Here is a 15,355-nt window from a genome sequence, read left to right on the forward strand (position 1 = left end):
TATTAATTAAATATTTGTTGCAATATTTTTCTTGTTATTAAATAGGTTGGCTTAACACCAGAAGTTCCTAAACCACCAGATGCTAATGTGCTTCCTGTTTCTAATGGATTATCACTGGCGTAATATGCATATCTTACTTTTACGTCTGGATTAATACTTCCTCTTACTTTTGATGCTGCTTGAATTGCTTTTTGATAATGGGCTCCTTCCATTTCAAGCCCAATAACATTCCATGTAGAGGTATTAAAAAACTTCAAGATATCTTTGTTTTGAAGTGATGTTCCCAAAACAGTTATCATACTACCTTCGTAAACATCTACTCCTTGTGCTTCAAGATGCTCTTTTTTTAATTCGTTTTTAAAAGGATAATTGTCTGCTGTTCCTTCAAAAATATGAGCAGAAGGAATCATAATATCTCCTTTTCCTCCCTCTAAAATTCCAGCTTTTCCCATTATTGAAATAGATTCAATATTTAAATGTATTTTATCTTTTCCTTCTCCAAATGGTTTTAAAAATTCATCTATAGTTTCGTAAGCTTGCTCTCCAAATGCATAATCCATTACAAAAAGTACAGGCTTATTCTCGTTAGACTCTTTTTGTTTTTTTATATCTAAATCGGTATGGCTTATATCAAATTTAGCGGTATCAAAAATCTGAACATTTATGTTAGTTCCAGAGCTATCTTTGATATATATCATCCCTTGCTGTAACGCTTTTTGTGTTACTTTATTGCGTAAATTCTCGTTTTCTGAGCTACTTAAAGCTTCGTAAACCTCAAATATATTCTTTTTTGCTGATAACGTTTTTAAAGCTTGTGGTGCATAAAGCGTATTCATTACACTATGAAGATTTGCACTAACTATATGAATTGGTCTAGATAATAAACCGTTTGCTTTTAATGTCTCTTTTATAGTGTTTGCCCAACGTTCTCCATGAATATGATGCCCTAAACGCTCTCTTAAAACAGGACTAAAAGTTACTGTACGCTTATTATTATTAACAACCTCATCTATTGCTAATTTACCTAGCCAATATACTATTTCTAATAAACGTTCTGGATGTTTAGCTGTAGCAAAAACAGGATAAACATCTGTTAATTCTTTAAATGTACGTCCTAAAATATTAGCCGTATGTGTTATTGCAATTTCTCTTTCTGGTTTTGTTAGCTTCTTTTTACTTAAAACTGCTGCCTCAAGTTTAATCCAGTCTCTAGTTGTAGAGCCTTTATCATCTATAACTACTCTTTTAAAAATTTTATGAGACTCAACAAATAAAAAGGTTAAATGTGTTAAAATATCGTAAATTTCACTTCTTCCTCGTGTAATTTCAATATTCATTTGCTCTGCATCAATCCTGTAGCAATTTCGTCTTCTTTTTGGAGGTATTATGGCTTCAAAATGAGAATTAGCATAACCTTCGTCACTTGTTAAGTTAATAAAACGACACTCTTCTATACCTATAGGTAATCTATCTATAACATACAAAAGTCCTTCTAGCTCAGCTTTTTCGTCTGCTATAGAACCATAAATTTCTGGTCTTAATACTAAAAGAGCTTCACGTAGAGTTTCTCCAGACACGCCCATAGGCTTATAAAAACCGCGGTTGAATAAATGCCTCATTGTAATGTACATTCTTTCAATAGCGTTCGAGCTTTCTTGAGCTCTTGTTCTTTCGTGTTTTTTAATTTTACTCATGTAATTTCCTTAGCTGGCAAATATACTATTATTTAAATATTATTTCGGTATTTAAAGCATCTGCTATTTTACGATCGTTTGAGAGGCGTGGAATTTTATTTTGCCCACCTAATTTTCCAATAGATTTCATGTAGTTTTGAAATCCATTTTTTTGTATTACAGATATCTTTAACGGTTGCAAAACCTTACCAACAATTAAATCTAAATAATAACTATTTTGCTGTTGTAATGCATTATCTATTTTTATTGCTAAATCTTGTAAATTTTCTGGCTTATTTTCAAATTCAATAAACCATTCGTGATATGGTAAACCAGATTCTGGATTAATTTGAGGCGCTACAGTAAACTCGTTTATACTAACCAATGTGCCTTTAGTAGCTTCTTTTAAAGCATGCTCTACTTCTTTACCTATTACATGTTCTCCAAATGCTGAAATAAAATGTTTTATGCGCCCAGAGACAATAACTCTATATGGTTTTATACTTGTAAACATTACTGTGTCTCCAACATTATAAGCCCAAAGTCCTGCATTAGTAGAAATTATTATTACGTAATTTTTGTTTAATTCTACGTCTTTAATAGTTATTCGTTTTGGATTTTCATTAAAAAACTCTTCAGCCAAAACAAATTCATAAAACATTCCAGAGTTTAATTGAAGCAGCATTCCTTTTTCGTTTTGCTTGTCTTGAAAGGCAAAAAAACCTTCACTTGCTGGATATAGCTCTATACTATCTACTTTTCTTCCTATAAGGTTTTCAAACTTTGCTCGGTATGGTTCGTAATTAACACCTCCAAAAATAAATAGGTTAAAGTTTTTAAATATATCGCCAACTTTTTGTCCTGTTTTTTTCTGAAGCTTTTCAAAATACATTTGAACCCAAGATGGTATACCAGAAATAATTGTCATATTCTCTGGTAAAGTTTCTTCTACTACAGCATCTACTTTAGTTTCCCAGTCTTCTATACAATTAGTTTCCCAAGAAGGAAGACGATTTTTTTGAAGATATTTTGGTACATAATGTGCTACAATTCCAGATAAACGCCCTAATTGTACTCCGTTTTGTTCTTTTAAAACAGGACTGCCTTGTAGAAAAATCATTTTGCCATCTACAAATTTAGAATTTCCTGTTTCATGGATATATAATAAAATAGCATTTCGTGCCGCATTAACATGATTAGGCATGCTTTCGGCAGTAATAGGAATATATTTTGCTCCAGAAGTTGTACCAGATGTTTTGGCAAAATAGAGTGGTTTACCTTTCCAGAGAATATCTTTTTCTCCTGCAACTACTCTTTCTACATAAGGTTTTAGTGCTTCATAATCACGAATTGGTACTCGTTTTACAAAATCGTTATGATTATTTATACTAGCAAAATCATGATCTTTACCAAATTTAGTTTGGGCTGCTTCGTTTATTAAGTTCTTAAATACTTTGTCTTGAGTATCAATAGGATTATTAGACCATTTTTGAACTTTATAGTAAATATATTTTGCAAATGATTTTGCTAAGATTGATTTTAACGACATATTTATTTCTTAAAATCTATAAAATTTGTTGGATTAACAGAATAGCCATCACTCCATAATTCGAAATGCAAATGTGGCCCTGTAGATAAATCGCCTGTATTTCCAGAAGTAGCAATTACTTCTCCAGCTTTTACTAAATCTCCTTGTTCTTTGGTTAATGTTGCATTGTGTTTGTATACAGAAAGTAAGCCATGACTATGCTCTATTAAAATTACAAAACCTGTTTGTGCAGTCCATTCTGCAAAAATAACTGTTCCATCTGCTGTTGCTTTTACTGGTGTGTTTTTTGCAACAACAATATCTACTGCATAGTGTTTTTCTTTTGTGTTATAATGTTCACTAATTTCACCGTTTACAGGTGGAAATAAAACAAAATTGGTTTTTGATTTTGCTGTTTCAAAAAGACTATACTTATCTTCCTTATCTACTTTTGCTCTTAATATGGAATCTGCTTTGTTTGCTGTTAAATCTATTTCGTTTGTCTCAATATTTGCCGCTTCAATTATAGAGTCTCGATTAAAATTTACAGCGCTAATTTCTCCTTTTAATACTTTTTTTATAGATGCGTAATATTGGTCATTATTTGTAATTACCTGTTGTAATGAATCTGTTTTGTAATTAAGTTCTACTGCTTTCTTTTTTAAAGCTGTGGAAGAATATCCTGGAATATATTCTCTTAATGGTGTTAAAGCAATAAGTAAAATAGTAAAAATTATTAATGCAATAGATGAAATACCAACCAATACAAAAACGTTTAGCCTTGTTAATTTAAACGATAACCTTTCTTCAAAAGTATCTTCATTTAAAATCACCAAACGATACTTGTGAAGTAATTTTTTTGATATTTTTTTTGATTTCTTTTTTTTCATAACCTATGTTGTAACAAATATAAAAAAGGCTTTTTTGTAAAACATTTTAAAAAGACTTTTTTTATTTAATTTAAATTAAAAATAACACAAATAGCTGTTTTTTAAATATTTAATAAAATTTTGATAATACTTTATTTTATAAAATTAAGGACACTTACTTTGTATTTGTTTATTATTATATGTTGCTTTGATTAAAATACTCAAGCACATGTTATATTTATTAATTAGAGTTTCATTCATAAAATCTCTTAATAAAAAAACATTGAAAGTTATATTTTAAATTATACTAAAATTGTGGTTTAAAAAACTATCTTTTAGCCAATATGTAACATTTTTTATACACTAAACTATTTTTAAGTTTCTTGTCTTAATATTTTTTTTAATAGCTTGTTTTATTTTTTAATAAAAATTAAATCTTACAAGTTTTAACGCATTATAAAAACTTTAATTACTAACTTTGTGCTTTAAATACAATTATTATGATATCACTAAGTATATTTTTAGCACCAGGCCCATGGCAAATAGGATTAATAGTTTTAGCTATTTTATTACTTTTTGGAGGTAAAAAAATTCCTGAATTAATGAAAGGACTTGGAAGCGGAATTAAAGAATTTAAAGACGCTAGTAAAGAAGACGAAGAAAAAGCTGAAGAAAAAAAGTAAATTTCTAAACTAAATAACACAAAAAAACCATCGCAATGCGATGGTTTTTTTGTGCTCTATATTAAAAAATATTATTAATTAATTTTAATAGATCTTATAATAGATTCTAATTCAAAAACATAATTGCGTTTAGAAACCGATGGAGCATAAACAAATCCTTCTGCAACCAAATACCTATTATTTACCTTATCTTCTATTAAATACATTAAAAAAGGGCCTGACATGAATTGTTTTTTTACATCCCAAAGACCTTTAACTTCTATTGTAGGTTTATTATCTATAATTGTTTCGTAAACATGTGGTGCATAAGCCATTTCTGTTGCCATATAACTACCGTCTACAGGACCAGCAATATATTTTTTTCCAATAGAATCTCTTGTTTTTATTATTTGACTTACTAAACTGTCATTTTTTTTAATAGCGCTTAATGGTAATTCGTAAAACAACACATTTGTATATCCTGTTGGTAAATCTCGTTTTATCCAATTAAATTTATCTTCTGGTGTTGCTGTTGTTTTTGCTACTCTGTAATAAGATGGAAACTTTACCTTAATACCTAAAGATTCTTGAACATCTGTAGTATTAGATAGAGATTTACTCATTTGTGATTGTTTGTACCTTATTTCCTCTTCTTTTAAAGCCTCAACAATATTATCTGCTTTATTTATTATTTGCTCCTTAATTTCGGCTATATCTTTTCCTGAAATTGTAACAATTTTTTGCGGTCTTGCGTGTACATCTCTTTCAATTTTAAAATCTGCTTTTCCTTGTTCTATTTTTAAAATACTTCTATTTTGTTTTGCAAATCCTGTAAAAACTTGAGTTGGTATTTGATTTAAAGAAAACATTGGTTCTGGTTGTGGCAATCCATCTATTGATTGCGCCATAATACTTCTTACAGTATCTCCAACGCTATTTTCCCATAATTCATTATTTATTACAATAGCTATTTTATTAACTGGTCCTGCAGAATCTGGTAGTATTTTAATGTTTTCTTTTTTACCATTATTATTACAAGATAAAGTAGTAGCAACGATTGTTACTAATAGAATAAATTTACGCATAATTTAATTTTTTTTATAACTAACTTTTAGAAACTCTTAAAGTCATTCCTATTTTTAAATTAGTACCACTAATATCGTTCCAATTTTTAATATCTTGAACAGAAACTCCAGAAAATTTTTGAGAAATACTCCATAATGAGTCTCCACTCTTTACGGTATATGTTTTTCCTTTAAAATTTGCAGTACTTTTAGGTTTTGAAGCAGCTTTAGTTATTGCCGATGGATTACGAGGATATACCGTTAAACGTTGCCCTATTTTTAAATTATTACTTCGTAAACCATTCCATTGTTTTAGTTGGCTAACTCGAACACCAAATTTTCTTGCAATTTTACCCAAATAATCGCCTTGTTTTACTTTATATCTTGTTTTAGTATCTGCAGTTAAAAGTTTAGGTAATGGTTTTTCTCGTTTATCAAATTCTGCTTTAGCAAAAGCATACATGTCTTTTTCATTATTTACAAAAATACCTACTACATCTCTTGGTAATCTTAAAGTATAATTTTTACCTTTTATATATGGAATAACATCTAATTTATATGATGGGTTTAAAAACTGAAGGACTTCCATTTTTACACCAGTAAATTCTGAAACTTGATCTAATGTAATCATCTGTTTTACATGAATAGTATCTGTTTCTACATAATTAAATTGAGGTTTATGCTGTATAAAACCATGCTCTTTTGCATATTCGAATATATACATTGTAGCTAAAAAAGCAGGAACGTAACCTGCTGTTTCACGTGGAAGATTAGGTCTAATATTCCAGTAATTTCTGTAACCTCCAGAACGCCTAATAGCTTTACTTACATTTCCTGGACCAGAATTATATGCCGCTAATGCTAAATCCCAATCTCCAAAAATTTCGTATAATTTTGCTAAATATATTGACGCTGATTTTGTAGATTTTATAGGGTCACTACGCTCGTCTACATAACTACTTACATCCAGCCCATATTGTTTTCCTGTTGCAAACATAAACTGCCATAAACCAGTTGCTCCAACTCTAGATTTAGCTCTTGGTTTTAAAGCCGATTCTACTATGGCAAGATATTTCATCTCTAAAGGAATATTATAATTATCCAATTCTCGCTCAAACATTGGAAAATAATACTTACTTAATCCCATTAAACGCTCCATAGACTGATGTCTATTTTTTAACCAACGTTTTATTAAGTTTTCTAATTGCGGATTGTATTCTACATTAAAAGGAGTCCTTGCATTTAAACGTTCTAAACGTGCCTTTAAAGTATCTGTAGAAAGTTCTGGATAATATACAGCCTCATATTTTAGATCTGTTACTTCTCGATAAATAGTGTCAAAAAGAGAGGTGCTATACAGCTCTTCCATCCATTTTTTATCGAATTCTGATGCCATTTCGTGGTCTTGTAATTCTTTTGTTAAATCTATTTCCTTTATAGGTTCTATAGATTTTTTAAAAAAAACTTTACCGTCTACAATGGTATCGATTACATAGCTTTCGCCTGCAATTAATTCAGATTCTGAAAGCCTTGTTGTTTTTACATTTAGCGAATCTTGCGCATACAATTGCATTCCGAATAAAACAGAAAAAAAGAGAAATGTATATTTTAAAACTAATGTCATTTAAAAAATAGTTGTGCTAAATTAACGCTATAATTACAAAAATGGTATAAGTACTATTTTAATCTAAAATAGCAGCTATTCCCGGTAGTGTTTTACCTTCTAAGCTTTCTAGCATGGCTCCTCCACCAGTACTTACATAGCTTACTTTATTTGCAAAACCAAATTGTTTTACTGCAGCAACAGAGTCTCCTCCACCAACTAAAGAAAATGCTCCATTTTTTGTAGCCTCTGCTATAGAGTTTCCTAAAGCAATGGTTCCATTTGCAAAACTTTCCATTTCAAACACACCTAAAGGACCATTCCATAAAATTGTTTTACTATTCATAACTACATTATGAAATTGCTTTCTTGATTCTGGTCCTGCGTCTAATCCCATCCAACCTTCTGGAATAGCAGTAATATCTGATGTTTTAGTATTTGCAGTATTGCTAAAAGCATCTGCTATAATAGAATCTACAGGTAAATGAATATTTACATTTTTTGCTTTAGCTTGTTTTAAAATGTCTAAGGCCATTTCTAATTTATCGTCTTCAACTAAAGAGTCTCCAATGGTTCCGCCTTGAGCTTTTACAAAGGTAAAGGCCATTCCTCCACCAATAATAATATCATCTACTTTGTCTAATATATTTTCTATTACAGTAATTTTAGATGATACTTTTGCTCCTCCCAAGATTGCTAAAACTGGTCTGTCGTCAGATTTTAAAACCTTGTCTATGCTTTCTATTTCTTGTGCTAATAAATGGCCAAAACACTTTTTCTCTGGAAAAAATTGTGCTACAACTGTTGTAGATGCATGCGCTCTATGTGCGGTACCAAAAGCATCATTTACATATATGTCTCCAAGTTTCGATAATTTTTCTGCAAAATCTTTATCTCCTTTAGTTTCTTCTTCATGAAAACGTAAGTTCTCTAAAATTAAAAGTTCTCCTGGTTTTAAATTTGCTGCAGCTTCCTCTGCTTCTGCTCCCACACAATTTGATACAAATTTTGTTTCGACTCCAATAATGTCTTCAACTTTACTAACTATGTGTTTTAAAGAAAACTCATCTTGCACTCCTTTAGGTCTTCCTAAATGAGACATTAAAATACAACTTCCGCCGTCTTCTAATATTTTTATTAATGTTGGCTTTGCAGATGAAATTCTTGTCGCGTCGGTTACATTAAAATTATCGTCTAATGGCACATTAAAATCTACTCTAATTAAAGCTTTTTGATTTTTAAAATTGAAGTCTTTTATCGTTTTCATATTTGTTTTATCTTTTTTAATCTAAATTAACTTTTAATACCCAAGTGTCTCTAAATTTATATTCTTGAATTAATTCTTGTTGTTTTGTAAAGGCTTCTTTTGCACTTTCTGTTTGCAGCACAGCTACAAAATTCCAATTATTTTTTGGATTAGTAATTGTAATTGGTGTATGTCCTTTTTTAATTAAAAATGCTTCCCATTTTCTAGCTCTATAAGGTTCTGAAAACACATTAGTTACCACATAATAGCCATTACTAACACCATTAAAAATTGTTGGTTTTTTTGCAACTAACATTTTAAAATCTTTAGAGTCAAAACCTTTTTTTCCTGGTGGTTTCCATACGTATTTTCTATTGTTTTTTTTAACCTCTGCTTGTGTGGTTCTAATAACTTCTGGCTCGATAGTGGAAACTTTGCTAACAGGCTCTTTTTCTTTTACAACATCTTCAAAAAAATCTTGACTAATTTCTGTTTGAAAAGCAGCAAAATACATATAATATCTATCTGATTTTGTTTTTAATCTTAATGTTGTAGAACTCATATTATTATCAATAATAGAGTTATTGTAGTTTGGTATTTCTAATTCTGCAATATCGAAACCTAATGTGTTTCTACTGCTTGGAACACGGTCTGTATTAACTAAACTGTTATTTGTAATACTGCTATTAAAAAAGTTTTGCTGGTACCTTGATCCATTACTAAGTGACTGGTAAGAACCATCTCTTTTAATTATTGCACACTCGTCTTGTAGTAATGTTAAATCTCCTTCTAAAGCAGAAACTACAAGCGATGTTTTAACATCTCCTTGATCTACTGCTTTAAAATTTCTAAAAGTAATGTCTACTGGTAGGTTATTTACTAAAGCAAAACCATTATAAGATGAAATATATTTTGGGTTATCTGTAGGCGATTGGTAAATAATATAAAGCATCCATCCAGCAGCGCTACCTCCAGAAATATAACCTTGTGAGGCTCTTACATTAGCTACAGTATAGTCGCCATTTTTATCTTGTGCTTCTCTAAGTATTTTTGTAACATCTGCAACACAAACGTAAGGTGAATTTATTGCATGTGTTGGATTTTCGGCTCCGTCGTAAATAATTTCTCCTGCAATAGTTTGGTATTCGCTATTTGGCGTTTTAAATTTAATTGTATCTATTGCGTGACTATGTCTAAAATCTCCTTTGTATTCGTAACTATCTTTAACCTTTCTTCGTTTTCCTTGCTCTAAGCTATATGTTGCTGTCCAATATAAGGCTGCATAGGTTATTTTTTTTAAATTATCTGGTAGTTTTAATTTAGCAGAACTTGAACTAAAGGTAGATTTGTCGTCGTCGATGTCTATATATTTCATTTTTACATCATCATTACTTACTGTTATATCATCAAAATCGTTAACCTTATGTTCTCCTAAAACACTGTTTCCTATAACTTTACTATCTCCATAGATATAAAATTCGTTAACCGATTTAAAATCCACACCATCATACTCTAGGCTTTGTTTAATAGTCTGCTCTTGAGAATAGCCATTAAAAAAAGCTAAAAAGGAAAGACTAATTAGTAATAAATATTTCATTAATATTATTTTCATTATTATAAAAAATAGCGATACGTTTTATATGCTTCAAATATAGATAAATACTAACAAACGTGTTTGAGTTACACTGTTTAAAATTGAATTTTAAACCGATACTTTACAAAAATAAGTAATTTCCTTAGGCTTAAATTTAAACTATAACAGCTATAAACTATATTTGCCTTATGCTTTTTAGTGAAATAATAGGACAGACACATATAAAAAAACACCTAACTACTAGTGTAGATAATGGTCGTGTACCTCATGCTCAACTTTTTATAGGACCGGAAGGTTCTGGAACTTTACCTATGGCAATTGCCTATGCGCAATATGTTTTATGCTCTAATACTAACGGTAAAAATAATAATGGCAATGAGGCTTGTAATTTAAAATTTAAAAATTTCTCTCATCCAGATTTACATTTTGCATTTCCGGTAACTACTAACGATAAAATTAAAAGACATCCTGTTTCTAGTCATTTTTTAGAAGAATGGAGAGATTTATTAACCAAACAACCGTACGGAAATCTTTTTGATTGGTATAAACAATTAGGTGTAGATAATAAGCAAGGCCAAATTGGTGTGGATGAAGCTCAAGATATTATAAAATCTTTATCCTTAAAATCTTACGAAGGTGGTTACAAAATAATGCTTATTTGGATGGCAGATAGAATGAATACTGCTGCTGCAAACAAGCTTTTAAAGTTAATTGAAGAGCCTCCAAATAAAACAATTTTTATTTTAATTGCTGAAGAAGAAGAGCAAATAATTAATACCATTAGATCTCGTTGTCAAATATTACACTTTCCACCACTAGCCGAAGTTGATATTAAAAATGCTCTTATAAAAAATTATAGTTTAAATGAAACAATAGCAACAAAATTAGCACATCAAGCTAATGGAAACTATAATAAAGCATGCGATTTAGTATATAGCGATAGTGAAGACACTCAGTTTGAAGACTGGTTTATTTTCTGGATTCGTTCTGCTTTTAAAGCTAAAGGTAACAAAGCAGCTATTCACGATTTAATAAAATGGAGTGAAGATATTGCTAAAACTGGCCGTGAAACTCAAAAACATTTTTTAAACTTTTGTTTAGATTTTTTTCGTCAAGCTTTGCTATTAAACTACAATGCAGAAGAATTAGTTTATATGGAAGTTAAAAACGAAAAATTTAAACTTGAAAATTTTGCACCTTTTGTACATAACAACAATATTTTAGACATTTCTAACGAAATACAAGACGCTATTTACCATATTGAGCGTAATGGTAACTCTAAAATTATTCTCACCGATTTATCTATAAAATTAACGAGATTACTTCATAAAAAATCGGAATAATGTAATCTTTTAGTAATTGTTTGCAATTATAAATCCAAAAGCTTCTCTATTTATTGTTAAAGCTTCTTTATTACCTGTTTTTCTATATTAATATTTAGTATCCAAACTTGTTCTAAAAATTCGCTTTTAATAAATGCTTTTCTAAGCATGAATACATCGTAAAAATTTTCAGAATTAAAAAGATATACGTAATAATGACCTTTAGATATGTCTTTAAAAATTTTTGAATTTACTCCTTTTTCTTGAAGCTCTTTTTGATAATTAATAGCATAATCTAAGTCGTATAATAATCCGGCTATTATATAGTATCCTTTTTCGACTCCAGCTATTATATTTGGCTCTTGGTTAAGAATTCTTTTAAATTTTTGAGTTTCGTAAACATAATCTTCTACGGTTAATAATTTCTCATAATTTTCTCTGTTCATTACAAGAGAAGTGTTTGAATATACTGGTTTTTGAAGAGTTATATTTGGCTGATAAATATCTGTTTGTGTAATAGTTACATTATTTTCAGTTTGTTTTTTTTGTAACCATACAGGTAGTGGTTTTTCCTTTTCTATTGTTTTTGTTTTATATGCTTCTGGAGAAGGTAATTGTTTTTCTGGCGTAAAAATATCTTGATTAGTTTTATTTACTTTTTGTTTTTCTTGAGGAACAGTTAATTTGGCTATTTCAGTATTTTTTATTTCTTTTTTTAACTGTTTCTTTTTAGTAATTTTTTCCTTTTTAGGTTTTTCACTAACTATTTTTTTTGGTTTTTCTACATCTGTAATTTCTATTACTGTATTGCCTTTATTTTCCTCATAAAAAGTTTTACTTATTTCTGTTTGAAAAGCAGTAAAAAACATATAAAATCTATCGGAATTAGTATTAAAAGCCATTTCAATTTCTGTGGTTGTATTGTCTATTAACGGTTGCGATTCATTTGGTACATCCATAGAAACAATATCAAAACCTAAGGTGTTTTCGCTTTTAGGATATCGCTCATTAAAAGCTGTATTACTATAAGTAATTTTACTATTAAAAAAGTTATTTCTAGGCCTATTTTCTGTGCTTAAAAGTGAGAGGCGTTTTGAAATTGGATTAATTAAAATACACTCATCTTCTTTTAATGCAGAGTCGCCTTCTAAAGCAGCAAACGTTAAACTTGTTTGTATTTCTCCTTTTTCTAAGGCTTTAAAATTATTAAATTTTAGTTTTAATGGTTGGTTATTTACATGTGCAAAACCATTGTAAGTAGTAATATATTTAGGATTTTTTGTAGGAGCTTCGTAAATAACATAAAGTAACCATCCTGCAGCGCTTCCTCCAGATACAAATCCTTTTGTTGCCATAACATTTGCTATAGTATACTCTCCATTTACTATATCATTTTTTTGAAGCAGTTTAGTAACATCTGCCATACAAACGTAAGGCGAGTTTAGCCTAAAAGAAGTGTTTTTTGCACCATCAAAAAGCACTTTTCCGTTAATATTTTTGTAGTCTCCGCTTGGCGTTTTAAATTTTATTTTATGAATGTTCTCTCTATTATTTACACGTTTTCCTTGAAATATAAATTGTCCTGCAGATTCTTTTCTATAACCTTCTTCATAACTATAAGTTGCAGACCAATATAAAGCGGCATAAACAATTTTGCTGTGATTTTTAGGTAATTTTAAGCTAGCAGAACTCGAGCTAAAAGTAGAGGAATCGTTGTCAATATCAACAAAAACCATATTTATATCATCATTAGTTAATGATGTGTCGTTAAATGGTTTTTTAGCGTCTTTACTTAGTATATTGTTACCAATAACAGCAGCATCTCCGTAAATAAAAAATTCATTTTGAACTTTGAACGGAACTGCTTCTTGGGCATATAAAAACCCACAAAAAGTAAAGACGATGAAACTGATGGTTATGCAGTTTTTCATCATCTTAAAATAGAATAATTAATAGCGTTAAATTATTGATCTAAATATAGGCAATTTATTTTATTGCACTGAATTCTACGGGATTAATAAACAAAAAAAAACGCTAAATAGTTATTTAGCGTTTTTTAAAAGTGAAAAAGATTAATTACTAATTACTTTTTGTATTTAGAATCTATTTCTTTAATTATAATATCTGATAAATCTGAAGCTTCATCGCCGTATAATACAGTTCCAACAGATTCGTTTGTTCCAAAAATAAATTTATAACCATTTGCTTTACCGTAATCTTCAACAGTAGTTTTCATTTTAGAAATTACAGAATCTAGTTCTGTTTGATAAGCTGTTTGCATTTGCTGTTGCTCTGCTTGCATCATTTGTTGAAATTGTTGCGCTTTTGCTTGAAACTTTTGTATTTCTTCTTGTTGTTTACTTTGAGACATTCTAGCTGCCTTTGCTTGAAGTCCTTGATATTCGGCTTGGTAAGTTTGACCTATACTATCTGCTCTTTTTTTAAAAGCTTCTGTTAAACCATCATATTTAGTTTCGATATCTTTTTTCTCTTGGATATCGTTAATAACTTTTCCATTATCTACAAATCCTATTTTTTGTTCTTGACAAGATGCAAAAGTTACTAATACAATTACTGCTAATATTAATTTTTTCATTTTATAAAATAATTTTCTGTTTGCGCAAAAATAGAAAAGTGGCTATAATAATTATCTAAATTAAAGGAGAAAAACAAACTATAAGTATAATTTATACTAAACCATTTTATAAATAATAAACATCTATTAAAATTGAATTATTTTAAGGTATATTTAAGCTTGTTTTAGAGATTTAGTAGTAAAACATATGTTAAAACAAAATAAACAGCTTTAAAACGTGTTAAAATTAGTTTTTGCTGTTTTTTATCACATAAATAAGAGAAGAATACTCTCCAGATTGCTTAGCTTTTAAATTTGAAACCAATCCTATAAAAAATGCGGGTATTATTCTTAAGAATGTATTTCTATATTTTTCTGAAAGTAAACTCACGTAATAAGCATCAAAAACCATAGGAAGAGATTTTACTACTATCATTTTTTTTGTAGAAAACAATTTAATAATAGATTCCTTAGAAAAATGCCATAAATGTCTTGGTACATCATAAGCAGCCCAAAACTCTTTATAATATTTTGCATCGAAACTTTTAAAATTTGGTACAGCAATTATTAAAGTTCCGTTAGCTTTTAAAAGCCTTTTTAAAGACGCTATTTGTCTATCAAGATTTGGAAGATGTTCTAAAACATGCCAAAGTGTAATAACATCGAAACTACCATCTTTAAGTTCCTCTATTTTATTAGTATCAAAAATTGAGTTACCACAATTCTCAATTGCAATACTTCTTGCTTTTTCGTTTGGCTCTATTCCAACAACATTCCAATTATTGTCTTTAGCTATTTTTAAAAAAGATCCTGTACCACATCCAATATCTAGTATTTTTTTTTCTTCTGAATTAAATGAATTAATCAGTTTTAATTTTCGTTTTAAGGAAATATCTCTTATAAAGTGATATGCTTTTTCAAACAAGTTTCGCTTACTATTAGTATGCGAAATATAATCTTCACTTTCATAATATTTAGATAGCTTTTTTAAAGATGGTTGCGGTGTCGTTTCTAAATAACCCAATTCTTTATTTTTTATTAATTGGAATTCTTCTCCAGAAACCGAAAAATCTTTTACCTGCATATTAATTTATTTTTTTCTAATAATGCTTTTTATTGTTTTTTGTAATACAATATTCTTTAAGAAAAACATCTTTTTAGTATTATTATTTCCAATTGGAATAGGTTTATACTTTATATAAAACTCATCTTAAAATTG

At 29.2% G+C, this 15,355-nt stretch carries 12 protein-coding genes; 2 read left to right on the top strand and 10 right to left on the bottom strand.

The window, feature by feature from the left end; all coding sequences use genetic code 11:
- Positions 1-2: 2 nt before the first annotated feature.
- The 3 genes from BWR22_RS00860 to BWR22_RS00870 are packed head-to-tail and all read right to left on the bottom strand — an operon-like array spanning position 3 to position 4,091.
- On the bottom strand, positions 3-1,694 hold the full coding sequence (locus BWR22_RS00860; protein ID WP_076731558.1) for a DUF6909 family protein: 1,692 nt from the start codon (positions 1,692-1,694) through the stop codon (positions 3-5).
- Positions 1,695-1,722: 28 nt separating this feature from the next.
- The gene (locus tag BWR22_RS00865; RefSeq protein WP_076731559.1) at positions 1,723-3,222 is read right to left on the bottom strand and encodes a GH3 family domain-containing protein; all 1,500 of its coding nucleotides are present in this window, start codon (positions 3,220-3,222) and stop codon (positions 1,723-1,725) included.
- A gap of 2 nt (positions 3,223-3,224) precedes the next feature.
- Positions 3,225-4,091, bottom strand: coding sequence for a M23 family metallopeptidase (locus BWR22_RS00870; protein ID WP_076731560.1), 867 nt, complete (start codon positions 4,089-4,091; stop codon positions 3,225-3,227).
- 479 nt (positions 4,092-4,570) lie between these two features.
- On the opposite strand from BWR22_RS00870, the gene BWR22_RS00875 reads away from it, so the two are divergent.
- Positions 4,571-4,753, top strand: a complete 183-nt coding sequence (locus tag BWR22_RS00875; RefSeq protein ID WP_076731561.1) for a Sec-independent protein translocase subunit TatA/TatB — start codon at positions 4,571-4,573, stop codon at positions 4,751-4,753.
- 74 nt (positions 4,754-4,827) lie between these two features.
- On the opposite strand, the gene BWR22_RS00880 is transcribed toward BWR22_RS00875, so the two are convergent.
- Genes BWR22_RS00880 through BWR22_RS00895 form a run of 4 tightly spaced genes read right to left on the bottom strand, consistent with a single transcriptional unit; the run spans position 4,828 to position 10,242 of the window.
- Positions 4,828-5,817 carry a DUF4837 family protein gene (locus BWR22_RS00880; RefSeq protein ID WP_076731562.1) on the bottom strand — a complete coding sequence of 330 codons (990 nt, stop codon included), beginning with the start codon at positions 5,815-5,817 and terminating at the stop codon, positions 4,828-4,830.
- 19 nt (positions 5,818-5,836) lie between these two features.
- Positions 5,837-7,420 (bottom strand): LysM peptidoglycan-binding domain-containing protein, encoded by a 1,584-nt coding sequence (locus tag BWR22_RS00885; RefSeq protein WP_076731563.1) that lies wholly within the window; start codon positions 7,418-7,420, stop codon positions 5,837-5,839.
- A 58-nt stretch (positions 7,421-7,478) separates the two neighbouring features.
- Entirely contained in the window at positions 7,479-8,666 is a 1,188-nt protein-coding gene (locus BWR22_RS00890) for a phosphoglycerate kinase (protein WP_076731564.1), read from the bottom strand.
- A 16-nt stretch (positions 8,667-8,682) separates the two neighbouring features.
- Positions 8,683-10,242 (bottom strand): hypothetical protein, encoded by a 1,560-nt coding sequence (locus tag BWR22_RS00895; RefSeq protein ID WP_076734333.1) that lies wholly within the window; start codon positions 10,240-10,242, stop codon positions 8,683-8,685.
- Between the two features lie 185 nt (positions 10,243-10,427).
- Between BWR22_RS00895 and BWR22_RS00900 the strand changes: the two genes are divergently transcribed.
- Positions 10,428-11,582: a DNA polymerase III subunit gene (locus BWR22_RS00900; protein WP_076731565.1), complete on the top strand. Its 1,155-nt coding sequence runs from the start codon at positions 10,428-10,430 to the stop codon at positions 11,580-11,582.
- 56 nt (positions 11,583-11,638) lie between these two features.
- On the opposite strand, the gene BWR22_RS00905 is transcribed toward BWR22_RS00900, so the two are convergent.
- From BWR22_RS00905 to BWR22_RS00915, 3 genes are all read right to left on the bottom strand, one after another.
- On the bottom strand, positions 11,639-13,492 hold the full coding sequence (locus BWR22_RS00905; RefSeq protein WP_076731566.1) for a hypothetical protein: 1,854 nt from the start codon (positions 13,490-13,492) through the stop codon (positions 11,639-11,641).
- Positions 13,493-13,644: 152 nt separating this feature from the next.
- Positions 13,645-14,157 (bottom strand): OmpH family outer membrane protein, encoded by a 513-nt coding sequence (locus BWR22_RS00910; protein WP_076731567.1) that lies wholly within the window; start codon positions 14,155-14,157, stop codon positions 13,645-13,647.
- A 226-nt stretch (positions 14,158-14,383) separates the two neighbouring features.
- Complete coding sequence (locus BWR22_RS00915; protein ID WP_076731568.1) at positions 14,384-15,220, bottom strand: class I SAM-dependent methyltransferase; 837 nt, start codon at positions 15,218-15,220, stop codon at positions 14,384-14,386.
- Between the last annotated feature and the right edge of the window lie 135 nt (positions 15,221-15,355).

Origin of the sequence: Lacinutrix venerupis (assembly GCF_001971745.1) — a bacterium.
GTDB classification, from domain to species: Bacteria; Bacteroidota; Bacteroidia; order Flavobacteriales; family Flavobacteriaceae; genus Lacinutrix; species Lacinutrix venerupis.

Coding starts and splice junctions, on each gene's coding strand:
- BWR22_RS00865 (WP_076731559.1), bottom strand. CDS start 3,222: ATGTCGTTAAAATCAATCTTAGCAAAATCATTTGCAAAATATATTTAC.
- BWR22_RS00890 (WP_076731564.1), bottom strand. CDS start 8,666: ATGAAAACGATAAAAGACTTCAATTTTAAAAATCAAAAAGCTTTAATT.
- BWR22_RS00895 (WP_076734333.1), bottom strand. CDS start 10,242: ATGAAATATTTATTACTAATTAGTCTTTCCTTTTTAGCTTTTTTTAAT.
- BWR22_RS00910 (WP_076731567.1), bottom strand. CDS start 14,157: ATGAAAAAATTAATATTAGCAGTAATTGTATTAGTAACTTTTGCATCT.
- BWR22_RS00880 (WP_076731562.1), bottom strand. CDS start 5,817: ATGCGTAAATTTATTCTATTAGTAACAATCGTTGCTACTACTTTATCT.
- BWR22_RS00905 (WP_076731566.1), bottom strand. CDS start 13,492: ATGAAAAACTGCATAACCATCAGTTTCATCGTCTTTACTTTTTGTGGG.
- BWR22_RS00870 (WP_076731560.1), bottom strand. CDS start 4,091: ATGAAAAAAAAGAAATCAAAAAAAATATCAAAAAAATTACTTCACAAG.
- BWR22_RS00900 (WP_076731565.1), top strand. CDS start 10,428: ATGCTTTTTAGTGAAATAATAGGACAGACACATATAAAAAAACACCTA.
- BWR22_RS00915 (WP_076731568.1), bottom strand. CDS start 15,220: ATGCAGGTAAAAGATTTTTCGGTTTCTGGAGAAGAATTCCAATTAATA.
- BWR22_RS00860 (WP_076731558.1), bottom strand. CDS start 1,694: ATGAGTAAAATTAAAAAACACGAAAGAACAAGAGCTCAAGAAAGCTCG.
- BWR22_RS00875 (WP_076731561.1), top strand. CDS start 4,571: ATGATATCACTAAGTATATTTTTAGCACCAGGCCCATGGCAAATAGGA.
- BWR22_RS00885 (WP_076731563.1), bottom strand. CDS start 7,420: ATGACATTAGTTTTAAAATATACATTTCTCTTTTTTTCTGTTTTATTC.